This is a genomic window from Streptomyces sp. NPDC002701, from assembly GCF_042889045.1.
Lineage (GTDB): Bacteria > Actinomycetota > Actinomycetes > Streptomycetales > Streptomycetaceae > Streptomyces.
On the sequence record NZ_JBIAQL010000006.1, the window covers coordinates 127,446 to 152,925 of the forward strand.

16 protein-coding genes are annotated in these 25,480 nt (G+C 74.4%); 13 read left to right on the forward strand and 3 right to left on the reverse strand.

Translation table 11 applies throughout. The features are described 5' to 3' along the window. The first annotated feature begins 215 nt into the window (after positions 1 to 215). The 4 genes from ACFYXC_RS19080 (at position 216) to ACFYXC_RS19095 (ending at position 14,512) form a co-directional block, all read left to right on the forward strand. Positions 216 to 9,011, forward strand: a complete 8,796-nt coding sequence (locus ACFYXC_RS19080; RefSeq protein ID WP_389553018.1) for an amino acid adenylation domain-containing protein — start codon at positions 216 to 218, stop codon at positions 9,009 to 9,011. Next, the gene (locus ACFYXC_RS19085) at positions 9,004 to 12,837 is read left to right on the forward strand and encodes a type I polyketide synthase (protein WP_389553020.1); all 3,834 of its coding nucleotides are present in this window, start codon (positions 9,004 to 9,006) and stop codon (positions 12,835 to 12,837) included. Before ACFYXC_RS19080 ends, ACFYXC_RS19085 begins: the two co-directional genes overlap by 8 nt. 125 nt (positions 12,838 to 12,962) lie before the next feature. After that, positions 12,963 to 14,192, forward strand: coding sequence for a crotonyl-CoA carboxylase/reductase (ccrA, locus tag ACFYXC_RS19090; protein WP_389553022.1), 1,230 nt, complete (start codon positions 12,963 to 12,965; stop codon positions 14,190 to 14,192). Positions 14,193 to 14,317: 125 nt separating this feature from the next. Beyond that, on the forward strand, positions 14,318 to 14,512 hold the full coding sequence (locus tag ACFYXC_RS19095; protein ID WP_388909283.1) for an antitoxin: 195 nt from the start codon (positions 14,318 to 14,320) through the stop codon (positions 14,510 to 14,512). Positions 14,513 to 14,622: 110 nt separating this feature from the next. Here the strand turns inward: ACFYXC_RS19095 and ACFYXC_RS19100 are convergent, their stop codons facing one another. From ACFYXC_RS19100 to ACFYXC_RS19110, 3 genes are read right to left on the reverse strand one after another with little or no spacing between them, the layout of a single operon-like run. Beyond that, entirely contained in the window at positions 14,623 to 15,372 is a 750-nt protein-coding gene (locus tag ACFYXC_RS19100) for a 4'-phosphopantetheinyl transferase superfamily protein (RefSeq protein ID WP_389553025.1), read from the reverse strand. Then, positions 15,369 to 16,853, reverse strand: coding sequence for a class I adenylate-forming enzyme family protein (locus ACFYXC_RS19105; protein ID WP_389553028.1), 1,485 nt, complete (start codon positions 16,851 to 16,853; stop codon positions 15,369 to 15,371). The genes ACFYXC_RS19100 and ACFYXC_RS19105 overlap by 4 nt, the downstream gene beginning before the upstream one ends. Continuing rightward, the gene (locus ACFYXC_RS19110) at positions 16,853 to 17,101 is read right to left on the reverse strand and encodes an acyl carrier protein (RefSeq protein WP_388909290.1); all 249 of its coding nucleotides are present in this window, start codon (positions 17,099 to 17,101) and stop codon (positions 16,853 to 16,855) included. Before ACFYXC_RS19110 ends, ACFYXC_RS19105 begins: the two co-directional genes overlap by 1 nt. Positions 17,102 to 17,463: 362 nt before the next feature. Here ACFYXC_RS19110 and paaA point away from each other — a divergent pair, with 362 nt between their 5' ends. The 9 genes from paaA to kynU all read left to right on the forward strand — a co-directional run bounded on the left by paaA (position 17,464) and on the right by kynU (position 25,393). Then, positions 17,464 to 18,561, forward strand: coding sequence for a 1,2-phenylacetyl-CoA epoxidase subunit PaaA (paaA, locus tag ACFYXC_RS19115; RefSeq protein WP_389553031.1), 1,098 nt, complete (start codon positions 17,464 to 17,466; stop codon positions 18,559 to 18,561). Then, complete coding sequence (locus ACFYXC_RS19120) at positions 18,558 to 18,869, forward strand: 1,2-phenylacetyl-CoA epoxidase subunit B (protein ID WP_388909293.1); 312 nt, start codon at positions 18,558 to 18,560, stop codon at positions 18,867 to 18,869. The genes paaA and ACFYXC_RS19120 overlap by 4 nt, the downstream gene beginning before the upstream one ends. Before the next feature lie 7 nt (positions 18,870 to 18,876). Beyond that, positions 18,877 to 19,704 (forward strand): 1,2-phenylacetyl-CoA epoxidase subunit PaaC, encoded by an 828-nt coding sequence (gene paaC, locus ACFYXC_RS19125; protein WP_389553474.1) that lies wholly within the window; start codon positions 18,877 to 18,879, stop codon positions 19,702 to 19,704. Further along, positions 19,701 to 20,210, forward strand: a complete 510-nt coding sequence (gene paaD, locus ACFYXC_RS19130; protein WP_389553034.1) for a 1,2-phenylacetyl-CoA epoxidase subunit PaaD — start codon at positions 19,701 to 19,703, stop codon at positions 20,208 to 20,210. The genes paaC and paaD overlap by 4 nt, the downstream gene beginning before the upstream one ends. Before the next feature lie 8 nt (positions 20,211 to 20,218). Next, positions 20,219 to 21,472, forward strand: a complete 1,254-nt coding sequence (locus ACFYXC_RS19135; RefSeq protein WP_389553036.1) for a 2Fe-2S iron-sulfur cluster-binding protein — start codon at positions 20,219 to 20,221, stop codon at positions 21,470 to 21,472. A 59-nt stretch (positions 21,473 to 21,531) separates the two neighbouring features. Then, positions 21,532 to 22,308 (forward strand): SDR family oxidoreductase, encoded by a 777-nt coding sequence (locus ACFYXC_RS19140; RefSeq protein WP_389553039.1) that lies wholly within the window; start codon positions 21,532 to 21,534, stop codon positions 22,306 to 22,308. Positions 22,309 to 22,369: 61 nt separating this feature from the next. After that, positions 22,370 to 23,218: a tryptophan 2,3-dioxygenase gene (locus ACFYXC_RS19145; protein WP_388909305.1), complete on the forward strand. Its 849-nt coding sequence runs from the start codon at positions 22,370 to 22,372 to the stop codon at positions 23,216 to 23,218. After that, positions 23,208 to 24,137: an alpha/beta hydrolase family protein gene (locus tag ACFYXC_RS19150; RefSeq protein ID WP_389553041.1), complete on the forward strand. Its 930-nt coding sequence runs from the start codon at positions 23,208 to 23,210 to the stop codon at positions 24,135 to 24,137. The genes ACFYXC_RS19145 and ACFYXC_RS19150 overlap by 11 nt, the downstream gene beginning before the upstream one ends. Then, on the forward strand, positions 24,134 to 25,393 hold the full coding sequence (gene kynU / locus ACFYXC_RS19155; protein WP_389553044.1) for a kynureninase: 1,260 nt from the start codon (positions 24,134 to 24,136) through the stop codon (positions 25,391 to 25,393). The genes ACFYXC_RS19150 and kynU overlap by 4 nt, the downstream gene beginning before the upstream one ends. Positions 25,394 to 25,480: the final 87 nt, after the last annotated feature.

The window sequence follows — 25,480 nt, forward strand, 5'->3', positions numbered from 1 at the left end:
AATCCGCTCCGGCATCTCACCGTTGGGTGCTGTGAAACCGGGGCGGGGCGATGCGTATCCCCTGCCCCTGGTGTGCGACCCCCTTTTTCCGTCCTGTGGGCCGGCCCGGCGCGTACACACTCGCGAGGGCGGCACGGAGCGGTGGCCGCACCCGTCCGATCCGGCCGGGCCTTCGCCGTCCGGGACATTACGGCTTGTCACGTGAGGGTTGTGCTATGTCACTGCAGGAGGACGAACGTCGACCGCTGTCCGGAGCCCAGGAGGGCCTCTGGTACGCCGGGCGGCTCGCACCGGACAGCGCCGCGTACAACACCGCGGAAGCGGTGGAGATCCACGGACCCCTCGACACCGGCCTGTTCGAGGCCGCGCTGCGGCGCACCGTCGGGGAGGCCGACACCTTCGCCCTGCGCTTCGTCGACACCGACGACGGCCCCCGGTGCCACCCCGCCCCGGACGCCGACGACTGGCCCCTGCACCGGGTCGACGTCAGCGGCGCCGGGGATCCCGAGGCCGCCGCGTGGGACTTCATCCGCACGGACCTCGCGACCCCCGTGGACCTGGACAAGGGCCCACTGTTCTCGCACACCCTGCTGACCCTGGCACCCGACCGCTTCATCTGGCTGTTGAGGGCCCACCACCTCCTGCTCGACGGCTACAGCTACAAGCTCCTCGGACGCCGCCTCGCCGAGACGTACAACGCGCTGGCCGAAGGGCACGAACCGCAACCCTCCGGGTTCGCGCCGACGAGCCGGCTCCAGGCGGACGAGGAGACCTACCGCGCCTCCGAGCGGTACGCCCGTGACCGCGACCACTGGGCCGCGCGCCTGACCGGGCTGCCCGAACCGGCCCGGCTCACCTCCCGGACGGCCGCCGCCACCGCCCCGTTCCTGCGCCGCACCGCCGAGCTGGATCCCGCCGGGGCCGGCGCGCTGGAGGCGGCCGCGGACCGTCTGGGCGTCTCCCGCACCGACCTGCTGGCCGCCGCCACCGCCGTGTACCTGCACCGGATGACCGGCGCCGGGGACCTGGTGCTCGGCCTCGCCACCATGAGCCGGCTCGGCAGCGCCGCGCTGCGCACCCCCGGCACCGCCTCCGACGTCCTCCCGCTGCGCGTGGCCGCCGCTCCCGACACGTCCGTCGGGGAACTGGTGCGGGCCGTCGCGGACGAACTGAAGGACCTGCGCCGGCACCAGCGGTACCGCGGCGAGTTCCTGCGCCGCGACCTGGGCCTGCTGGGCACCGGACGCCGGCTGTACGGGCCGGTCCTGAACATCGTCCCGTTCGACGAGTCCCCGGTCTTCGGCGGCCACCCCACCACCTGGCACCACCTCTCCGGCGGAGCCGTCGACGACCTGCAGATCTCGGTGCGGCCCGGCGCCGTGGCCGGAGGGCTGTGGCTGGCCTTCGACGCCAACCCCGCCCTCCACGAGGACGACGAACTGGCCCTGCACCGCGACCGGTTCCTCACGGTGCTGCGCCGGCTGGCCGAGGCCCCGGCCACGACACCGCTGGCGGAGCTGGACATCCTGCTGCCGGGCGAGCACCCCCGCGACACCGCCGTACGCACCTGCCCCGCGGAACAGACCCTGACGGAACTGTTCGAGGAACAGGCCGCGTCCGTGCCCGACCGGACCGCCGTCACCTGCGGGGACGAACAGCTCACCTACGCCGAACTCAACGCCGGGGCCAACCGCCTGGCCCGGCTGCTGGCCGAACGCGGGGCGGGCCCGGGACGCGTGGTGGCGCTGGCCCTGGAGCGCGGTCCGCGACTGCTGCCCGCCCTGCTGGCCGTCCTCAAGACCGGCGCGGCCTACCTCCCCCTGGACCCCGGCCACCCGGCCGAGCGGCTTGCGCTGGTCGTCGAGGACGCGGCACCCGTCGTCCTCGTCACCGAGGGCGCCCACGCCCACCTGGCCGGGGACGCGGTGCCCGCCGTTCCGCTGGACGACCCGCAGATCGTGGCGGACCTCGCCCGCCGCTCCGCCGCCGACCTGACCGACACCGACCGGCACGGGCCGACCGGCCCGTCCGACACCGCGTACATCATCCACACCTCCGGTTCCACCGGCCGCCCCAAGGGCGTACCCGTCCCGCACGCCAACGTCGTACGGCTGTTCGCCGCCGCCGCGGAGCACTTCGACTTCGGCGCGGACGACGTGTGGACGCTCTTCCACTCCTACGCCTTCGACTTCTCGGTGTGGGAGATGTGGGGCGCCCTGCTGCACGGCGGCAGGCTCGTCGTCGTCCCGTACGCCGTCAGCCGCTCGCCGGGTGACTTCCTGGAGCTGCTGCACCGGGAGGGTGTCACCGTCCTCAACCAGACGCCGTCCGCGTTCGCGCAGCTCGTCGACGCCGACGGCGAACGGGCCGACGACAGCGGGGCGTTGCGGTACGTCGTCTTCGGCGGCGAGGCGCTCGATCCGGCACGGCTGCGCCCCTGGGCGGACCGGCACGGCCTGGACCGTCCTGCGCTGGTGAACATGTACGGCATCACCGAGACCACCGTGCACGTCACCCACCACCGCGTCACCCGGGCCGACCTGGACGACCCGCGCCGCGGCAGCGTCATCGGCACCCCGCTCGCCGACCTGCGGGTCCACCTGCTCGACCCCGCCGGGCGGCCGGTGCCGCCCGGCGCGACCGGCGAGATGTACGTCTCCGGCGCCGGGGTGGCCGCCGGCTACCTCGGCCGGCCCGGCCTGACGGCCGAACGCTTCCTCGACGACCCCTTCGGCCCGCCCGGCACCCGCATGTACCGCTCGGGCGACCTGGCGCGACGCCGCCCCGACGGCACGCTCGACTACCTCGGCCGCGCCGACGCACAGGTCCAGATCCGCGGCTTCCGCGTCGAGCCCGGCGAGATCGAGGCCGTCCTCGCCGCCCACCCGCACGTCGCCCGGGCCGCCGTCGTGGTCCGCCGCGCCGACAACGGCGCCCAGCAGCTCGTCGCCTACACGGTCCCCGCGGGCGACGGCCCCGCGCACCCCGCCGACCTGCGCGCCCACGCCGCGGCCCACCTGCCCGAGCACATGGTCCCGGCCGCCTGCGTCCCCGTGGAGACGCTGCCACTGACCGCCAACGGCAAGCTCGACGTCCAGGCTCTGCCCGCCCCGGACTTCACCGCCCAGGCAGCCGGCACCCGCCCCGGGACACCGCAGCAGGCCCTGGTGTGCGGCCTGTACGAGGACGTGCTGAAGCTGCCCGCGGACAGCGTGGGCATCGACGCCGACTTCTTCGACCTCGGCGGCGACTCCCTGCTCGCCACCCGCCTGCTGGCCCGCCTGCGGCACGAGACCGGCGCCGAGATCCCCATCACGGCCCTGTTCGACACACCGACCCCGGCCGCCCTCGCCCAGCGGCTCACCGCGCGGACCGGGGCCGCCCTGCCACGGCCCGCCCTCGGTGACGCCGTACGCCCCGAGCGGGTACCGCTGTCCTTCGCCCAGGAACGCATGTGGTTCCTCCACCGCCTCGACGACGGAGCGGCCACCTACAACATCCCGCTCCTCATCACGCTGGACGCCGACCTCGACGCCGAGGCGCTGGAGGCGGCCCTCGGCGACCTGGCCGACCGCCACGAGAGCCTGCGCACCGTCTTCGCCGAGCACGACGGAGTCCCGTACCAGCGGATCGTGCCGCCCGGCGGACTGCGCCCGCCCCTGCGCCGCGTCGACTGCCCGGCGGCGGAGACCGCCGCCCACGTCACCGCCGCACTGCGGCACCGCTTCGACCTGACCGCGCAGAGCCCCCTCGCCGCGTGGCTGCTGGGCACCGGACCCGAACGCACGCTGCTGCTCGTCCTGCACCACAGCGCGGCCGACGGCTGGTCCCTGCGCCCCTTCGCCGACGACCTCGGCACCGCCTACGCGGCCCGCCGCGCGGGCCGGGCGCCGCAGTGGACGCCGCTGCCCGTGCAGTACGCCGACTACGCGCTGTGGCAGCGCGCCCTGCTCGCCCCCGAACCGGACGGCAGCGGCCGTCTGGAGCGGCTCACCGCCCACTGGCGCACCGCGCTGGACGGTCTGCCCGAGGAGTGCACCCTGCCCGGCGACCGGCCGCGTCCCACCACGCCGCGCGGTGGCGGCGCGCACGTCGAGACCGCCGTCGACGCGGCCGTCCACCGTGACCTGCTGAGCCTCGCCGACCGCGAGAACACCAGCCTGTTCATGGTGCTCCACGCCGCCGTCAGCGCGCTGCTCACCCGCTGCGGAGCCGGCCAGGACATCGTCCTCGGCACCCCGGTCGCGGGCCGCACCGAACCCGCCCTCGACCACCTGATCGGCCTGCTCACCAACACCCTCGTCCTGCGGGCCGACACCTCCGGCGACCCCGCCTTCCGGGACCTGCTCGCCCGGCTGCGCACCGCCGACCTGGCCGCCCTCGACCACCAGGACCTGCCCTTCGACCGGCTGGTGGAGGAGCTCAACCCGCCCCGCACCCCCGGCCGGCACCCGCTGTTCCAGGTCATGCTGGCCCTGCAGAACAACGAACCCGCCGTGCTGCGACTCGGCGAAAGCCGGGCGCAGTTGCGGCCGACCGCCACCGGCACCGCCAAGTTCGACCTCTTCGTCGACGTCCTGGAGCGCCACACCCCCGAGGGCACCCCCGACGGCCTCGCGCTGCACGTCGAGTACGCCACCGACCTGTACGACGCAGACACCGTGGAGGCGTTCGCCGCGGCCCTGCACGACACCCTGCGCACGGTGTGCGCCGATCCCGGGACCCGCGTCGGCGCACTGCCGGCGATCCCCGAGCGCACCCCCGCCCCCGTCCCGGCCGACACCGCCACGCTGGTGGACACGGCACTGTCCGTACCCGGCATCCGTGACGCCCGGGCCCTGCCCGGCGCCGACGGCGGACCACCGCGCCTGTACGTGGTGCCAGGGCGAGCGGACGCGGCGGAACGGGTCGAGGACGTCCTGGACCGCGCGGGCCACGGCACCGTCCGGGTCACGGCGGTCAGCACACTGCCCCTCGGCACCGACGGCACCCTCGACACCGGGGCGCTGTGTGCCCTGCCCGCCGTCGATCGCGCCGCCGCCGGAACCTGGCGGGAACACCTGGCCCGCGTCCCCGGCGTCACCGACGCCGAGGTGTCGGTGGAGAACGCTCCCGACGAACTCGGGCGCCGCCACGCAGGACGGCAAGACCGCACCACCGCCCCCGCACCGGCCGACAGCACCCCCCGCACGGCCGCGGCCTCCGCCGTCCCGGCGCTCAGCGAGGGCCCCGCCCTCGCCGAACCCTCCGTGTCCGGCTGGGCCGAGGCACTGCGCCGCGCCGCCGAGCGGGGGCAGGGCGACATCGTCCACGTCCACGCCGACGGCAGCGAACACCGGCGCAGCTACGCCTCCTTGATCCCGGAAGCCTCACGCGTACTGGCCGGTCTGCGCCGGGCGGGCCTGCGCCCCGGGGACCAGGTCATCCTCCAGTGCGACGCCACGGAGGACTTCCTCGCCGTGCTGTGGGGCTGCATCCTCGGGGGCTTCGTCGCCGTCCCGCTGACCGTTCCCCCGTCCTACGACACGCCCTCGGCGGCGCTGACCAAGCTGGAGGGCATCTGGCGGATGCTCGGCCGGCCCTGGATCGTGTGCTCCGCGGACCGTGAGGCCGGGCTGCGCGGCCTCGCCGCCCGGCAGGACCGGCCCGCGCTGCGCCTGACCACGGCCGACGCGCTGCGTGAGGCACCCGAGGACCACGACTGGCACGCCGCCCGGCCCGACGACCTCATCCTGATGCTGATGACGTCCGGCAGCACCGGCCTGCCCAAGGCGGTGCGCCTCACCCACCGCAACGTGCTGACCCGCTCCGCCGCCACCGAGCAGCTGAACGGGCTGGGCCCGGCGGACGTCTCCCTGAACTGGATCCCGCTCGACCACGTCACCGGCGTGGTGATGTTCCACCTGCGGGACGTCTACCTGGGCTGCCGTCAGATCCACGCCCCCACGTCGTGGATCCTGCAGGACCCGCCGCGCTGGATGGACCTCGCCGACCGGCACCGGGTCACCGTCACCTGGGCGCCCAACTTCGCCTTCGGACTGCTCGCCGAGGAGTCCCACCGCTTCACGGGCCGCGCCTGGGACCTCTCGCCCATGCGGCTGGTGATGAACGCCGGCGAGGTCGTCGTCGCCCCGGCCGCCCGCCGGTTCCTGCACGCGCTGAAGCCCTTCGGTCTGCCGCAGGACGTGATGCACCCCGGCTGGGGCATGTCCGAGACCTGCTCGGTGGTCACCGACGCCGTCCTGCCCGGCGAACCCGCGGACGGCGAGGGCACGTTCGTCAGCTGCGGCCGCCCCTACCCGGGCTTCGCCATGCGCATCGTCGACGACACCGGCACCGTGCTCGCCGAGGGCGACGCCGGCCGGCTCCAGGTCCGCGGCACCTCCGTGACCGGCGGCTACCACGACAACCCGGCGGCCAACGCGGAGGCGTTCACCGAGGACGGCTGGTTCGACACCGGCGACCTCGCGTTCCTGCGCGACGGCGAGCTCTACATCACCGGCCGCGTCAAGGACGTCATCATCGTCAACGGCGTCAACCACTACAGCCACGAGATCGAGGCATGCGTCGAGGAACTGCCGCACGTGGTGCGCAGTTTCACCGCCGCGGTCGCCGTGCGCTCCGACCCCTCGTCGTCCACCGACGAACTGGCCCTCTTCTTCCACCTCACCCCCGAGACCGCCGCGCGGGACACGGCCGGCGCCCTCCGCGAGATCGCCGGCAAGGTGACCCGGGAGATCGGCGTCAGCCCCGCCTTCCTCGTCCCGGTCACGACGGACGACATCCCCAAGACCGAGATCGGCAAGATACAGCGCACCAAGCTCCGCAAGAGCTTCGAGGCGGGCGCCTTCGACGAGGAGGTGCGCGGGGCCCAGCTGCTGCTGGGCAGCGCCGCCACCGTGCCCGACTGGTTCCTGCGGCCGGTGTGGCGGCGCGCGGAACTCCCCCCGCGCGGCGCGACGTCCCGCGGCCGGCACACCGTCGTGCTGACCGGCGGCGACCCGCGCGTCCAGCGGCTCGCCGGCCGGCTCGCCGACGCGCTGCGCTCCGGCGGCGGCCTGTGCACCGTGGTGACCGAGGGGACGTCGTACGCCCGCTTCGACGCCGCCCGCTACCGGGTCCGGCCCGCCGAGGAGGCCGACTACACCACGTTGCTGGACGCCGTGGAGCGGGACCAGCGCCCGGTCGACGCCGTCCTGCACCTGGACGGCCTCCGGGGCGCCGAAGCCCTCGGGACGGCCCCGGCCGCAGGGCCCGGCACGGAGCCGGCACCGCACGACACGGCCGGCCGGGAAACGGCACCGTACGACACCACCGCCACGGAAGGGCTGCTCGCCCTCGCCCGTGCCCTCGCCGCCCGGCCCGGCCGACAGCGCCCCGTCGACCTGGTGTACGTGACCGCGGGCGCCCAGGGGGTACGCCCCGGGGACCGCCCGCACCCGGCGCACGCCATGGCGGGCGCCCTCCTCAAGTCACTGGGCGAGGAGTTCGGGCGGCTGCGCGGCACGCACCTAGACCTCGCGCCGCACGACGACGAGGACCCGCTGCCCGTCCTGCTGGCCGAGTCGGCCGTCGCGGCGGACAGCGCGGAAGTGGCGTACCGCGACGGACGCCGTCACGTACGGCGCCTCGCGCCCCTGCCCGACACGCCGCCGCGCGCCGAGCCGCCCGCGCACGACGGCTTCACCCTGCTCACCGGCGGACTGGGCGGCGTCGGCCGTGAGGTCGCCGCCCACCTGCTGCGCACCCCCGGCACCCGGCTGCTGATCGTCGGCCGCACACCGCAGGCCGAACTCGACACCCACGGAGCCGAACCGGACCGCGGCCACGTCCTGCGCCGGCTGCGCGAGTCGGGCGACGTCCGCTACGCCTGCGCCGACGTCACCGACGAACACCAGGTACGGGCCGCCGTGGACGCGACCACGCAGGCATGGGGCGTACCGCTCACCTCGGTGCTGCACCTGGCCGGCGCCCTCGTCGAACGCCCCGTCGGCGACCTGGACCCCGCCACCTGGCGCCGGGCACTGGAGGCGAAGGCACGCGGCGCCTGGACACTGCACCGCGTCACCGCGGACCACCCGGTGCACTCCTTCGTCACCTTCTCCTCGGTGAACGGCTACTTCGGCGGTGCCATGAACGCCGCCTACGCCGCCGCCAACGCCTACCTGGACGCCCTCGCCCAGCACCGCCGCAGCCTCGGCCTGCCCGCCCAGTCCCTGGCCTGGAGCATGTGGCGCGAGCACGGCATGAGCAGGGGCTACCGCCTCACCGCGCTCACCGAGGCGCGCGGCTACCGGCTGCTCGACGCACCCGCCGCGCTGCGCTCGTACGACCTGGCCCGCACCCTGGACGAGCCCCACCTGCTGATCGGCGCGGACCGCGGCGCCCCCTGGGTCCGCAGCCACGTGGTGGCCCCGGTCCGCCAGGTGCGCCGCCTGGCCGCCCGTGTCGGTCTGGAGGACGGCGCCGACCTGGGCGCCCTCTACCGCGCGGCGGCCGACAGCGCCCGCGCGGCCGGCCTGGGCGAGGACTGGACGCTGCGTTCCGCGGGCACCGCCGCACCCCGGGACCGGGCGGACGCGGGGGAGGACCCGCGGCGGCTGGAGAAGAGGCTCGCCGAGGTGTGGTGCGGCGTACTGGCCCGCGACCGGGTGGGCCGGGACGAGAACTTCTTCGACCTGGGCGGCAACTCGCTGCTGCTCGTCACCGCCCAGAGCGCCGTCAACAGCGCCTTCGGCACCGATCTCTCGGTCGTCGACCTGTTCGCGCACCCGACCGTACGGGACCTGGCCCGCCACCTGTCGACGCGCACCGGCGCCGGCACCGGGGCGGCCGAAGAACCCTCACCACCGGGCGGGCCCACGGACGAAGGGGCCGCCGGCCCCGCGGCACGACAGTCCGACGGGACCGCCCCCGGCGGCCTGGACCGGGCCAGGGAACAAGCACAGCGCCAGCGCGCGGCCCGCGCGCGCCGCACCGCACGGCAGGGGAAGGACCGAGGCCATGCATGACGACACCACCGCACCGCACGGCACAGCCCATGACCAGGAGATCCCCGCCGTCGCCGTCATCGGCATGGCGGGCCGCTTCCCGGGCGCCGACGACCTCGACACCTTCTGGGACAACCTCGCGGCCGGCCGGGAGTCGGTACGGCCGGTCACCGACGAGGAGTTCCTCGCCGCGGGCGGCGACGCGCGCGACCTCGACGACCCCTCCCTCGTACGGATGGCCTCCGTCGTCGAGGGCATGGACCGGTTCGACGCCGGCTTCTTCGGCTACAGCCCCGCCGAGGCGGCCGTGGTCGACCCGCAGCAGCGGCTGCTGCTGGAGACGGCCTACCACGCCCTGGAGGACGCGGGCTGCCTCGGCGGCGACCGTGGCGACGACAGGTTCGGCGTGTACGCCGGCAGCGGCGACAGCCGCTACTACCCCGCCCATGTGTACCCGAGATACGCCGGACAGCCCGGCTCGGTCGAACTCGTGCACGCGGCCACCGCCAACTCCCTGGGCACCCTCGCCACCCGCGTCTCCTACGAACTGGGCCTCACCGGCCCGAGCGTGTCCCTGCAGACGGCCTGCTCCACCGCGCTCGTCGCCGTGCACACCGCCTGCCAGGACCTGCTCGACTTCCGCTGCGACACCGCGCTCGCCGCCGCCGTCTCCCTCAACCCCTCGGCCGCGCTGGGCTACCGGCACGTACCCGACGGACCCTTCTCGCCGGACGGCCACTGCCGCGCCTTCGCCGCGGACGCCGCCGGCACCTCCTCCGGCGACGGCGTGGGAGCCGTCGTGCTCAAACGCCTGGAGGACGCCCTCGCCGACGGCGACCCCATCCGGGCCGTCATCCGCGGCAGCGCCGTCAACAACGACGGCCGCCGCAAGGTCGGCTTCAGCGCGCCCAGTTCGGCCGGACAGACCGAGGTCGTCCTCGCGGCGCAGGCCCAGGCCGAGGTCGACGCCGGCACCATCGGCCTGATCGAGGCGCACGGCACCGCCACCAAGCTCGGCGACCCCATCGAGGTGTCCGCGCTGACCGAGGCGTTCCGGCAGAGCACGCGGGAGACCGGCTTCTGCGCCCTGGGCTCCGTGAAGACCAACATCGGCCACCTGGGAGCGGCGGCGGGCATCGCCGGGCTCATCAAGGCGGTCCTGGCCCTGGAACACCGGCAGATCCCGCCGAGCCTGCACTTCGAACGGCCCAACCCGCTCATCGACTTCGCCTCGGGACCCTTCCGCGTGCCCACCGCCCTGGAGGACTGGCCAGCGAGCGACGACCATCCCCGCCGGGCCGCCGTCAGCGCCTTCGGCATCGGCGGCACCAACGCGCACGTCATCCTGGAGGAGGCCCCGCCCGCCGCCCCCGCCGCACCCCGCCCGCCGGAGGACGGCCGCCGCCTGGTGCTGCCGCTGTCCGCCCGCACGGCCGGTGCCCTGCGCGGACAGGCCGACGCACTCGCCGACCACCTCGAACGGCGGCCCGAGCTGCGTCTGGACGACGTCGCGCACTCCCTGCGCGCCGACCGGCCCGCGCTGCGCCACCGCCTCACCGTCACCGCGGCCTCCCGCGACGAGGCCCTCGACGCCCTGCGCGCCGCCGCACCGGCCACCCCGCCGCCGCCCGAGGACCCGGCCCGCGTGGCCTTCCTGCTGCCCGGCGGCGGCACCCAGTACCCCGGCATGGGAGCGGAGCTCTACCGCGACCACGCCGTCTACCGCGACACCGTCGACGAATGCGCCCGCATCCTGCGGCCGGCGCTCGGCGCCGACGTCCGCACCGCCCTGTTCGAGGACCGCCGGCCGGACGACACCGCCGCGTTCCTCGGCCTGGTGGTGACCGAGTACGCCCTGGCCCGCACCCTCATGGAACACGGCGTGCGCCCCGACGCGCTCATCGGCCACTCGCTCGGCGAGTACACCGCGGCCTGCCTGGCCGGAGTCATCGACCTGGAGGACATGCTCCCCCTGGTCACCGAACGCATCCGGCTCATCAGCACGGCGGGCGGCGCCACCGTCGGCATCGCCGCGCCGGCCGAGGACATACAGCCCCTGCTCGACGACGAGCTGTCCCTGGCCGCGGTGAACGGCCCGAGCGCCTGCACCGTCGCCGGACACCTCGACGCCGTCGCCCGCTTCGAGGCCGAACTCACCCGCCGCGGCGTCCCGTTCCGCCGCCTGCGCATCCCCGTCGCGGCCCACTCCCACGTCCTCGACCCGGTCCTGCCGACCTTCGAGAGCCACCTGCGCCAGGTCACCCTGCGCCCGCCGCGGATCCCGTACGTCACCAACGTCACCGGCACCTGGGTCACCGACGCCCAGGCAACCTCCGTACCGCACTGGCTCGACCACACCAGGAACACCGTCCGGTTCGCCGACGGCATCACGGCCCTGTGGGAGCGGCAGCACCCCGTACTGGTCGAGATCGGGCCGGGGGACACCCTGACCAAGCTGGCCACCGGCCGCCTCGCCGACGAGGCACCCGTGACGGTGACCACCATGCGGCACGCCAAGGCCGAGGCGTCCGACGGCTTCGTCCTCGCGGAGGCCCTCGGCCGGCTCTGGAGCGCGGGCGTGGACAGCGCCCTGCCCCCGGCGCCGGACTCCGCCCGACGGGTCCCGCTGCCGCCGTACGCCTTCGACCGCCACCGTCACTGGATCGACGCCCCCGGAGCCCGTACGGACCCCGCCGCGCCCGCCGCCCCGGCCACGGCACCCGCGGACACGGCCCTCGCCCCGCGCCCCCGCCTGACCACCGAACACGTACCGCCGCGCTCCGCACGCGAACAGGCGGTCACCCGCCTGTGGGAGGAGACGCTCGGCATCGGCGGCATCGGCGTGCACGACAACTTCTTCGACCTCGGCGGCGACTCGATGCGCGCCGTGCTGCTGGCCGGGCGGCTGCGCCAGGCCGGAGTCCTCGACATCCCGGCGGCGGACCTGCTGGCCGCGCCCTCGGTGGCCGGGATCCTCGCCGCGTCCGACGAACAGGACCGGGGCCCGGAACAGGCCGCGTCCACCGCGCTCGGCCCGCTGCTGCCGCTGCGCGCGGAGGGCACCGCCACCCCCCTGTTCTGCGTCCACCCCGGCGCGGGCGTGTCCTGGCGCTACACCGGGCTGCTGCCCCACCTGGGCGGCGACCAGCCGGTCTACGGCATCCAGGCGGCCGGCCTCGACGGCACCCGGCCGCCCGCGCCGGACGCCGCCGCCATGGTCGGCACCTACCTGGACCTGCTGCGGGAGGTCCAGCCGCACGGCCCGTACCGGCTGCTGGGCTGGTCCTACGGCGGGTTCGTCGCGCACGCCATGGCCTGCGCGCTGCAGGAGAGCGGCGAGCGGGTCGAACTCCTCGCCATGCTCGACGCGCCGCAGCCGCACGGCACCGCCCACGACGCCGACGCGGCCGAACGCCAGGTGGCGGCCCTGCTGTCACGGGTGGCCGGCCTGCCCGTCGAACCGGGGGCCGCGCCGCTGGACGCCGACACCGTCCTGGAGCGTATCGACGCCCGGGTCACCGCGGATCCGGCCGCCTCGCCCGTCACGCGCGCCGAGGCGGCCGCCATCGCCGCCGTCATGCGCAACAACCTGCGCATCGCCCCCCAGTTCGCCCCCGGCGTCTACCACGGTGACGTGCTGTTCTTCAGCGCCGCCCAGGAGGAGCCGACCGGCTTCCCGGTGGACCTGGCGGTACAGCCGGGCAAGGCCGACAGCTGGCGGCCGCACGTCGACGGCACCCTCCACGACCACCAAGTGCCGTGCGGCCACTACGAGATGACCGAGCCCGAGCCGATCGCCCGCATCGGGGAAGCGGTCGCCAAGGCACTGCGTGGCCTCGCCGGCTGACCTCGTCCGGGGCGACCCCCGCGCCCCACGCCCGCACCCCTCCCTCTCGCCCCGCCTCGCCGGCCCCGGCCCGTTCCGGCCGACCGGCCCTTGAGAACGCCCACCGACCGTGTAGGAGAAGCCGCGTGACCGCGACCCAGGACCTCTACGAGCTCGGCGACGCGCCTGAGCTCGGCACCGTCCCCAAGAAGATGTACGCCTCCCTCATCCGCCGTGAGCGCTACGGCCGGCCGGTCGACGCCTTCCGCACCGAGGTGGTCGACGTCCCGCCCGTCGGCCGCGGCCAGGTGCTCGTGAAGATCATGGCGGCCGGCATCAACTACAACAACGTGTGGGCGGCCCTCGGTTCGCCGCTCGACGTGATCGCCGCACGGCAGAAGGCGGGCGCCACCGAGGACTTCCACATCGGCGGCTCGGACCTGTCCGGGATCGTGTGGGCGGTCGGCGAGGGCGCGCGCGGGGTGAAGCTCGGCGACGAGGTGGTCGTCCTGGCCGCCCGGTGGGACGAGTCGGCCGAGGACATCCGCATGGGCACCGACCCGGTGATGTCCACCAGCCAGCGGGTCTGGGGCTACGAGGAGAACTACGGCTCCTTCGCCCAGTTCGCGGTCGTCGACGACTACATGCTCCACCCCAAGCCGGCCCGGCTGTCCTGGGCGGAGTCCGCCTGCTACATGGCCACCGCCGCGACCGCCTACCGCCAGCTCTTCGGCTGGGAGCCGCACACGGTACGCCCCGGCGACCCGGTGCTGATCTGGGGCGGCGCCGGCGGTCTGGGCTCCATCGCCATCCAGCTGGTCCGGCACGTCGGCGGCATCCCCGTCGCGGTCGTCTCCAACGAGGAACGCGGCGAGTTCTGTCTCAAGCTGGGCGCCAAGGGGTGGATCGACCGCCGGGAGTTCGACCACTGGGGCCGGCTGCCCGACACCTCCGACGACGCCGCCATGGCCCGCTGGCTGACCGGCGCCCGCGCCTTCGGCCGGCGCTTCTGGGACGTGCTCGGCGAACGCCGCAGCCCGCGGATCGTGCTGGAGCACTCGGGCGCCGACACCATCCCCACCTCGCTGTACATGTGCGACAACGGAGGCATGGTCGTCATCTGCGGCGGCACCACCGGCTACAACGGCGACGTGGACCTGCGCTTCCTGTGGATGCGGCAGAAGCGGCTGCAGGGCTCGCACGTCGCCAGTGCCCGTGAGGCGCGGGAGGTCACCCGGCTGATCGACCAGGGCGTCGTCGACCCGTGCCTGTCACGGACGTTCGACTTCGACGAGATCGGCCTGGCCCACCAGCTCATCCACGACAACCAGCACCCGGCGGGGAACATGGCGGCGCTGGTGAACGCGCGGGACTGAGACGGCCGTCGTGTGGGCGGCGGCCCCGACGGGACCGCCGCCCGTCGTGCAACGGGTGGTTTGTGTCGGACGTGCGGGGTACCTGCGGTGGAGTACGACGCACGCACTATCTCGGGAGGCATCCCATGAGCAAGCTGGGCGACATGGCGAACAAGGCCAAGGAGATGGCGAAGGGCCACCCGGACCAGGCCGACAAGGGCGTGACCGGCGCCGAGCGAGTGGTCGACGAGCGGACGGGGAACAAGTACGACTCCCAGACCGACAAGGCCGCGGACGCGACACGTGACTACTACCGTGACGGCGGCACGACGGGGCACTGATCCCCCACGGATTCCACGGAAGTTACGGATCCCTGGGTCCGCACGGTCGGACACCGGCTCCCGGCACTGCGCCGGGAGCCGGTGCCGTGTCAGGGGCCGGTGTCGTGTCGTCAGGGCCGCGCGTCGGCCCGGCCGATGACATAGCTGAGTACTCCTGATCCCAGGGCCGTCACATGGACCTGTACCGCGTGTGCGGGGTGTGCGCGCCGGCAGACGCGCAGGCCGTCCCCGGACGGGCGGGCACGCAGGTCCCGCAGAGTCCCCGGCTCCGCCGCTCCGTCGGATCCGCCCGCTCCGGACACGTACCCCGCCTCAGCCACGTACAGAGCCTTCCACGCGGCCTCCTTGGCGGAGAACAGCTCCGTCACCGACCAGGCCGAGTCCACCGACCGGGAGCCGGTGACCAGCAGCTCCTCCTCGTCCGCACGCAGCACCAGACGGGCCGCACGGCGGGGGAGGGGCCGCAACTCCAGATCGCAGCCGACCGGCCGGTCCCGGCCCGCCGCGTGGGCCACGGCGACGGCGACACCGGCGCTGTGCGAGATCGACGCCGCCCGTCCTGGCGGAAACACCGGCAGCCGTCCCGCACGGGGGATCTCGCCGCAGTCCAGTCCCACCGCGCGCAGGGCCCGGCGGGCGGCCCGACGGCCGGCCAGGAACTCCAGGCGCCGCCGCGCCGGCATGCCCTCGGCCGCGGCAGCCTCGGAGGGACCCGCGGGTTCGAGCCCCGGCTCCGCGACGGAGGCGACGCCCAGGCCGAGCCCGGCGGCGGCCAGCAGGGGACGCAGCCGGGCGATCGTACCGAGGTCCGCTCCGGCCGACGGAGCGTCACCGCCGACCGGGCCGCCGAGGGGTGTCACACCCGCAGCAGCTTCTTGATGATCTTCCCGGCGGGGTTGCGTGGCACCTGGTCGATGAACTCCACGCGTCGCGGGCGCTTGTACGGTGCCAGCAGTCCCGCGACGTGTGCCAGCAGCTCGGCCGTGCCCGCCTGCGTGTCCGGTTCCAGGACGACGTACGCCAGCGGCACCTCGCCGTAGTCCTCGTCGGGCATCCCGACCACCGCGGCGTCCCGTACCGCCGGGTGGGTCATCAGGGCGCGTTCGATCTCCGAGGGGTAGACGTTCTGGCCCGCGCGGATGATGACGTCCTTCGTGCGGTCCACGAGGCTGATGCGGCCCTCGTCGTCCACGAACCCCAGGTCGCCCGTCCTGACCCAGCCGTCGAGGGTGATCTCGCGGGTGGCCTCCGGGTCGTTCCAGTACCCCTGCATGAGACCGGGACCGCGCACGATGATCTCGCCGATCTCACCGCTCGGCAGTTCCCGGCCGCCCTCGTCCACCGCGCGGGCGGACATGCCCGGGACGACCCTCCCGCAGGGGATGCGCGCGGTGACGTCCCCGGGGGCGGGGTGCTCGTCGGGTCCGAGCGTGACGAACGGGCCGCCCACCTCGGTCATGCCGTACACCTGGCGGAAGCCGCAGCCGAGCCGCTGGACGGCGTCGGCGTACACGTCGAGCGGCATCGGGGCGGCGCCGTAGAGGATCTCCCGCAGGGACGACAGGTCGGTGCGCTGCGACGCCTTGGCTTGCAGCATGAACCGCAGCATCTGCGGCACCATCCACATATGGGTGGCGCGGTGCCGCTCCACCGCGGCGAGCGCCCGCTGCGGGGTGAAGCCGGGCATCAGCACCACCGTCGCGCCGGCCGCCATGTAGGTCAGCGACACGACCATGCTGCCGTGGTACAGCGGGCAGCAGTTGGCCATGACGATGTCGTCGGCGGGCCGCGCCAGGACCAGCCAGCCCAGCGCGATGGCCCGGAACGAGCCGCTGTCGACGGTGACCCCCTTGGCCCGCCCGGTGGTCGCCGAGGTGTGCAGCACGGCGATGGGGTCGGTGTCGGCCACGGCGGGCAGGTCCCGTTCGGCGGCCAGGGTGCCCAGCGCCTCGAAGGAGGGCTTGTCGAAGGCGAGCCGGATCCGCACCGATCCCGGCAGTTCGGGATGCCGGTCCAGCAGGTCCGACTCACCCAGGACGGCCACTGCCCCGACCCGCTCGATGATGTCGGCGACCTCGGGCTCGGCCAGGCTGTGGTTCAGCGGTACGAACAGCGCGCCGAGCCGGGCGAGCGCGAAGTAGCTCTCCAGGACCTCGATGCGGTCCTTGGACAGCACCGCGACCCGGTCACCCCGCTCGATGCCCAGGTCGGCCAGGCCCCGCGCCAGTTCGGCCGTACGGTCGTGGAACTCGGCCCAGGTGACGCTGCGTTGCTCGTCGACCAGCGCCGTGCGGTCGGGGAAGCACTGGCGGTTGCGTTCCAGCAGCTGGGTCAGCCACATCACGCACCGCCGGCGGCGCCGGCGACGGAGTGCTCGGCGACGAAGCGCTCGTAGTCGGCGATGGTGTGCAGCTTCTCCATGTCCTCCGCGGTGATCTCCACGCCGAGCCGCTGCTCGACGAGCAGGACGAGACGCACCAGGTCTCCGGAGTCGATGCCGCTGGCCGCGAGGTCGACGTCGTCGCCGACCTGGTCCGCGTACTCGGTGGTGCCGGTGAGTTCGACCAGCAACTCCCTGATGGTGCTCATGCTTTCCCCTTTCGCCTCGGCGTGCCGGCCGCCGTGCGGATCTCGGCTGTCACCCACTCAAGAGGCGACGGCCGGCGGTTCCACTCCCTCGGCCGGCCCGTGAGCTTTGTCACGCGCCGGAACCGGGCGCGCCAGGGATAGCCGGAGGGTGTGCCCGGCCTCTCTCTGCAACGAGGAAACGTGGTACGCCACGACGTCCCCTCACACCACGACGTCCGCCCTGCCCGACAGGACGGGCGGGTCCCAGCCGAAGGAGTGATGCGAGTGCCCAGGCAGCCGGTACCGGTCCGGGCCGCGGGAGGGCGCGGGCGCCCAGTGCGCCGCGTCGACGCGGCGCACACCGCTGGTGCGGGCGGTGCCGCGTGAGCACACAGCCCGCCGTCACAGAGCTCGCCGCGGAGCCCGCCGCACGGCCCGCTGCCGCCGCGCCCGCGGGCCAGGACGAGCTGCTCGCGGATCAGGACGAGTTGCTCGCGCACTTCGACGCGCTCATCGCCGGAGGCGAGACGATCGAGCCGCGCGACTGGATGCCCGACGGCTACCGCCGCATGCTGATCCGCCAGATCGCCCAGCACGCCCACTCCGAGATCATCGGCATGCAGCCGGAGGGCGCCTGGCTCACCCGCGCCCCGTCCCTGCACCGCAAGTCGGTCCTCATCGCCAAGGTGCAGGACGAGGCGGGTCACGGCCTGTACCTGTACTCGGCCGCCGAGACGCTGGGGGTGGACCGCGCCGACCTCCTCGACGCCCTGCACCGGGGGCAGCAGCGTGCCTCGGCCACGTTCAACCACCCCGCACTGACCTGGGCGGACACCGGGACCATCGCCTGGCTGACGGACGGCGCCGCCGTCATCAACCAGGCGCCCCTGTGCCGCACCTCGTACGGGCCGTACGCCCGGGCGATGCGCCGCGTCTGCCAGGAGGAGGCGTTCCACGTGCGGCAGGGCTACGACCTGATGCGCGCGCTGTGCGAGGGCACGCCGGAGCAGAAGGAGATGGCCCAGGACGCGGTGGACCGCTGGTGGCTGCCGGCCGTGGCGCTGATGTTCGGCCCGCCCGACACCGAGGCGGGCGGCGCGGACGCGCGGACGGCGGCGCTGGGCGCCGCGGTCTCCCGCCGTGCGATGGCCTGGGGCATCAAGCGCCACACCAACGACGAACTGCGCCAGCGTTTCGTCGACCAGTGCGTCCCGCAGGCCGAACGCCTCGGACTCACGCTGCCCGACCCGGCGATCCGCTGGAACGAGGAGCGGGGCCACTACGACTTCACCCCGGTCGGCTGGGACACCTACCGCGAGGCGCTGGGCGACGACACCCACTGGGCGCGGCAGCGGATCGCACGCCGCAGGGCCGCACACGAGGACGGTGCCTGGGTACGGGAGGCGGCCGCCGCGTACGCGGCCCGTGCGGACGTGGACGCCGACACGGGCGTGCGGCAGCAGCCGGGGGAGGCCGCATGAGCCGGGACCGCGAGGGCGTACCGGCGTCCTGGGAGGTCTTTCTGCGCGCTCGCCGTGGTTTGGCGCACCAGCACGCGGGATCGGTGCGTGCCGCCGACCCGGACACGGCACTCGCGCTCGCCCGCGACCTGTACGCGCGCCGCGGCGACCCGCTGTCGCTGTGGGTGGTCCGCTCGGACGCCGTGCACACCGCCTCCCCGGACGAACGCGACCCGTACTTCGCCGGCGCCCACCACAAGCCGTACCGGTATCCCGAGCACTTCGCACCGCTGACCGAGAAGGGGCCCGAGGGTGACCACGTCGACTGACACACGGGTGGACGCCGCCGCGACCGGTGCGGCGCCGCCGACGGCCGTACCCGACGGGCCCGCGTCCGCGCCCCGGGCCCGGGCCGACGCCGACCTGGCCGTACACCTGTTGCGGCTCGGCGACGACGCCCTCGTCCTCGGACAGCGACTGTGCCAGTGGATCACTCGCGCGCCGACCATCGAGGAGGACCTGGCGCTGTCCAACATCGCCCTGGACCTGATCGGCCACGCCCGTATCCTGCTCACCCGCAGCGGCCGGCTCGACGGGAGCGGCCGGACCGAGGACGACCTCACCTTCACCCGGTCCGAGCGCCAGTTCACCAACGCCCTGCTCACCGAGTTGCCCGACGAGGACTTCGCGGTCACCGTGGCCCGGCAGCTGGCCTACACGCACTACGCGGTCCTGTACTACGAGGCACTGGCGGACTGCGCCGACACCGAACTGGCGGCCTTCGGCACCCGGGCCGCCAAGGAGGTCGTCTTCCACCGGCTGCACGCGGAACGCTGGACCCGCCGGCTGGGCCGTGGCACACCGGAGAGCACCCGCCGTATGCAGCGTGGCCTGGAGCGGGTGTGGCCGTACATCGGTGAACTCTTCGACGAGGACGAGGTGGTGCGCCGCCTCGCCGCCTCCGGCACGGTGCCCTCACCGGCACCCCTGCGCGCGGAGTGGGAACATCGCGTCACCGGCGTCGTCACCGACGCGGGGCTCACCGTGCCCGCACCCACCTGGTCGGCCGAGGGCGGCCGGTCGGGCCTGCACACCGAGGAGTTCGGCCCGTTGATCGCCGAACTGCAGTCGGTGCACCGGCAGTTCCCCGGAGGCACCTGGTGACCGGGCCGCTGCCGACCGCGGTCCGCTCCGTGCGGGAGGTACGCGAACGGGTGGAGGCGATCCCGGACCCGGAGCTGCCCGTGATCGGCCTCGGTGACCTCGGCGTGGTGGGCTCGGTCGCCCCGGGCGCCGACGGGATCCTGGAGGTCGAGATCACGCCCACCTACCTGGGCTGCCCCGCGCTGACCGCGATCACCGCGGCGGTACAGGACGTCCTGACGGACTGCGGTCACCCCGAGGGCCGCGTACGGCAGGTGCTGTCCCCGCCCTGGACGACGGACCGGATCACCGACGAGGGACGACGGAAACTCGCCGCGAACGGCATCGCCCCACCCGTGTCCCCGGCCCCCGAAGGACCGGTCACGGTCGAACTCGGCGGAGTGCCCTGCCCGCACTGCGGTTCGCGGGCCACCCGGCCGCACACCCCCTTCGGGCCGTCCCGCTGCCAGTCGGTGCTGTGGTGCACGGCGTGCCGCGAGCCCTTCCCCCACCTGACCGCGCTGTGAGGCAGCCCGTGAACACCGCCCCCACCCCGCCGACCACGCGCCTCGGACCCCTCCCTGACCGCGGCCGGGACCTGGCCCCGGAACGACAGCGACGCCCCGGCCGGCACCAGGGACCGGACCAGGACCCGGGCCGGGCGCCGGACCCGGACCGGGGCGCGCGTCCGCGCGCACCCTGGTACCGCCTGGAGGTCGCCGACGTGCACCGCCTGACCCACGACGCCGTGGCCGTCGCCCTCCGCGTGCCCGCCGCGCTGCGCGAGGTCTTCGCCCACCGGCCCGGCCAGCACGTCGTCGTCCGGCACCGCCGCGCCGGTGGCGAACTGCGCCGCAGCTACTCGGTCTGCCCGCCGCCGCACGACCCCACGGCACTCCGCCTGGTGATCAAACGGGGCGGCCCCGACGGCTTCGGCGCCCACGCCACCAGCCGCCTCGCACCCGGCGACCACCTCGAACTCTCCCCGCCCACCGGCCCCTTCGCCCTGCCGGACCTGCCCGGCGCCCACCACGTCCTGCTCGCCGGCGGCTCGGGCATCACGCCACTGGCCGCCATGGCCGCCCACGCGCTGCGCCGGGACCCGGCCTGCCGCGTCTCCCTCGTCCACTCGGTCCCCACCTCCGCGGACGCCCTGCTGGCCGACGAACTCGCCGAACTGAAGGACGCGTTCGTCGACCGGCTCACCGTCCTGTACGTCCTGACCCGGGAGGACCGCGGCCCCGGTGACGGCCCGTTCAGCGGGCGGCTTGACGCCGAGCGGCTGTCCCGCCTGCTGGCCGCGCTGGACGCCCGTCCGACCCCGGACACCGCGTTCGCCCTGTGCGGCCCGCCCGGTCTGGTCGACGCCCTCCGACAGGCCCTGACGGACTGGGGAGCCGATCCGGCGCTCGTCCGCCAAGAGGTGTTCACGGCGGCCGGCACGCCACAGCGGACGTCCGGGACGTCCGGGCCGGTCCGGACGACCGCACCACAGGCCCCGCACGCCGGGGAGACCCGTGTCACCGCCCTGCTCGACGGGCGCCACCGGGCCGTCACCGTCCTGCCGCAGGACACGGCGATCCTCGACGCACTCCTGCGAGCACACCCCGACGTGCCGTACGCCTGCCGTGAAGGCGTGTGCGGCAGCTGCCGCGCGAAGGTCCTGTCCGGCCAGGTGGCGGGGGAGGGGCAGTACGCCCTGGACGAGCGCGACCGCGCCGCCGGCTACACGCTCGTCTGCCGGACCCGGCCGAGCACCCCCGAGGTCACTCTCGACTTCGACGCCTGACCCGTACCCGTATCCGTATCCACTGAGCGAGACCCAGCACCGAGCAAAGGAGATCCACCGTGACCGCCACCGCCCGCCACGAGGGGAAGACCGCCCTGGTCACCGGAGGCAGCCGGGGCATCGGCAAAGCCATCAGCCGTCGTCTGGCCCGCGAGGGCGCGCTGGTGGCGGTCCACTACGGCCACGACCTGACGGCCGCCGAACAGACGGTCAAGGAGATCGAGGCCGACGGCGGCCGCGCCTTCCCCGTACACGCGGAACTGGGTGTGCCAGGTGACGCCGACACTCTGTGGGCGGCCTTCGACCAGGCCCTGTCCGAGCAGGACGCGCCGGCCGGACTGGACATCCTCGTCAACAACGCGGGCATCACCGTCCCGCGCCCCATCGCCGCCGTGACCGAGGCCGACTACGACCGGGTCTTCGCGATCAACACCAAGGCCCCGTTCTTCATCATCCAGCGTGGCCTGGACCGGCTGCGGGACGGCGGCCGGATCGTGAACATCTCCTCCGTGGCGACCCGCGTCGCCTTCCCGGCGCTCGTCTCGTACACCATGACCAAGGCCGCCCTGGACTACCTCACCCTCGCCCTGGCCCAGGAACTCGGCCCCCGGCACATCACGGTCAACGCCGTCGCGCCCGGCTACACCGAGACGGAGATCAACCCCACCCTCAGCATCCCGGAGATCCGCCGCCGGTACTCCGAGGCGTCCACGTTCGGCCGGCTCGGCGACCCGGTGGACATCGCCGACGTCGTCTCCTTCGTGGCGAGCGACGACGCCCGCTGGGTGACCGGTCAGTGGCTCGACGCCTCCGGAGGCGCCCACCTCGGCGTGTGACACCGCCTCCGCAGACGCCCACCTTCCTGGCCGTCCGTCGGCCGCACCACCAGGAGATGCGATGAACAACAGCACGTCCGCGCTCGCCGAGCCGGTGACGGACGACGCCCTGACCCGGCCCTTCGCGGGCGCCAGCCCCTACGACGCGTACGTGCACGCGTCCGTCCTCAACTCGCTGCAGCAGCCGCTCACCGAAGCCCCGGACGAGATGGGCTTCCTCGTCACCACCCAGGTGATGGAGCTGTGGTTCACCCTGATCGTGCACGAGTGGCGCACCGCACGGGTGGCCTTCGCCAAGGACGACCTGCACGCGGCGATGGACGCCCTGGTACGCAGCCGTCGGGCGCTGACCTCGCTCAACGGCGCCTGGGCACCCATCGCCGCACTGACCCCCGCCCAGTTCAACGGCTTCCGGGCCGCGTTCGGCCAGGCGTCGGGTTTCCAGTCGGCCATGTACCGGCACATGGAGTTCCTCCTCGGCGACAAGTCGGCCGGGATGCTGCGCGCCCACCGGGGCGACCCGGCCGTCCACGAGGCGCTGGGGGAGACGTACCGCGAGACGTCCCTGTACGACGAGGTGCTGGCCTTCCTGGACCGGCAGGGCCTGCCCGTGCCGCCCGGCGTCCGCGAGCGGGACGTCACCGGCCCGTACGTCTCCGATCCCGGCGTGGTGGAGGTGTGGCGGCAGATCTACGCCGGCCCGCAGCACCATCCCCACCTGGCGCTGGGCGAGTTGCTCACCGACATCGCCGAACTGGTCACCCGCTGGCGGTTCGAGCACGTCCTGGTGGTGCGCCGCGCCATGGGCTCCAAGCCGGGCAGCGCCGGCTCCGCGGGGCTCGCCTGGCTGGAGAAACGTGCGGCCCGCCCGGTCTTCCCGGAACTGTGGGAGGTGCGCGGTGACGTCTAGGGTCCTCTCCGCCTTCGCGGCCGAGGAGGAGAAGCGGGTCCTGAGCCTGAAGCCGGTGCTGGCGCCGGTCCACGGCCGCTACGGGGACCACCCCCACCAGTCCTACGACGCCTGGCCGGCCGACGACCCCCGAGCGCCGCTGGTCGTCCTGCTGCACGGCGGCTACTGGCGATACGACCGGATGCACCTGACCCCCTTCGCCGCCTACCTCTCCCAGCAGGGCTTCCACGTCCTGCTTCCCGGCTTCCGCCGTTCCGGCGGTGCGGGCGGCTACCCGGAGACCTTCGACGACGTCGCCCGGATCGTGGACACCCTGCCCGAAGGGCGGCCCTACGTCCTGGCGGGCCACTGCTCCGGCGGCCACCTGGCCCTGTGGTGTGCGGCCCGCGGACTGCTGCCCGCCGGCTCGCGCTGGCACACGCGCACCCTGCCGACGAGCGTGCTGGCCCTCGCCCCGATCACCGACCTCACCGCCACCAGGCGCGACGACCTCAGCGACGGCGCCGCCCTGCAACTCATGGGCGGGGAGACCGAGTTCGACCGGCGGCTGCCCGAGGTCGACCCCCTCACCCTGCTGAGCGGCGCGGGGACGACCGGGGTGCCCACGGTGCTGCTGCACGGGGCCGTCGACGAGGAGGTGCCGCTCACACAGTTCACCGACTACGCGGACGTCCACCGCGACCTGCGGACGGTCGTCCTGCCCGGCACCGGCCACTACACGCTCATCGAACCGGGGGCGCCCGGCGCCCGCGCCGTCGCGGACACCCTGCGCGAGCTGTCCGCCGGATTCACCCCGCACCGGCCCGGCCCCGGGTCCACCCCGAGCCCGTCCGATCCCGGGTCCACCCCGAGCCCGGCCGCTCCCGAGTTCTCCCCCCTCCGGTCCGGCCGGGCGGACGAGGAGGCCGCACACCGATGACCACCGCGCTGTCGGCACCCACCGCCCTGCGCGAGCAGGCCGCGCGACTGGACGCCGACGACCCCCTGGCTCCCCTCCGCGAGCGCTTCCTGCTCCCGCCGGACGTCGTCTACCTCGACGGCAACTCCCTCGGCCCGCTGCCCGCCGCCGTACCTCCGGTCCTCTCCGACGTCGTGACACGCCAGTGGGGCACCGGCCTGATCGGCTCCTGGAACGACGGCGGCTGGTGGGAGGCACCCCTGCGGGTCGGCGACGCCATCGGCGCGCTCATCGGGGCGGCGCCCGGGCAGACGGTCGCGGGCGACTCCACCAGCGTGCAGCTCTTCACCGCGCTCGACGCCGCGGCCGCGCTCCGCCCCGACCGGCCCCTGCTGGTCACCGATCCCGGGCACTTCCCCACCGACCGCTACCTCGCGGACGCGGTGGCCGGCCGCCGCGAACTCGACGTACGCCGCGTGCCTCCGTCCGCGCTGCCGGACTTCCTCGACGCCGAGGGCCACCGGGTGGCCGTGGTCAGCTACTCACCCGTCGACTTCCGCACCGGCGAGCTGTACGACATGCGGGCGCTGACGCGCGCCGCGCACGAGGCCGGCGCCCTCGCGCTGTGGGACCTGTGCCACGCGGCCGGAGCCCTGCCCCTCGACGTCGACGCCCTGGGTGTGGACCTGGCCGTCGGCTGCGGCTACAAGTTCCTCTCCGGCGGCCCCGGCGCCCCCGCCTTCCTGTACGTGGCGCACCGGCACCACGCGGACCTGAGAACGCCGTTGCCCGGCTGGACCGGCCACGCCGACCCCTTCGCCCTGGCCCGGGAGTACACCCCGGCCCCGGGCATCGCCCGCGCCCGCATCGGCACCCCGCCCATCCTGTCCCTGCTCGCCCTGGAAGCGGCCCTGACAGCCTTCGACGGCGTCGACCTGACTCAGGTCCGCACCAAGAGCCTGTCCCTCACGGACTTCTTCCTGCGCTGCACGGAGGAACTCCTGACCCCGGAGGGCTTCACCCCGGTCACCCCGGCCGATCCCGCCCGCCGCGGCAGCCAGATCACCCTGCGCCACCCCCACGCCCACGGCCTGACCACCGCGCTGGCCCGGCGCGGCGTCATCGCCGACATGCGCGCACCCGACCTCCTGCGCTTCGGCGTCAACGCCCTCTACACCACCCACCAGGACCTGCTCACCGCGGCACTGCGCCTGCGGGACATCGCCCACGAGGCCGCCTACGACCCGACACCACCGGCCACGGGACCGGTGACATAGACGCGGTGACCACCGCGGCCCCGACCTGGCCCGCACGCCGGCTCGCACCTCCGGGTCTCCGGTCCGCCGTTCGTAAGGCGGACCGGA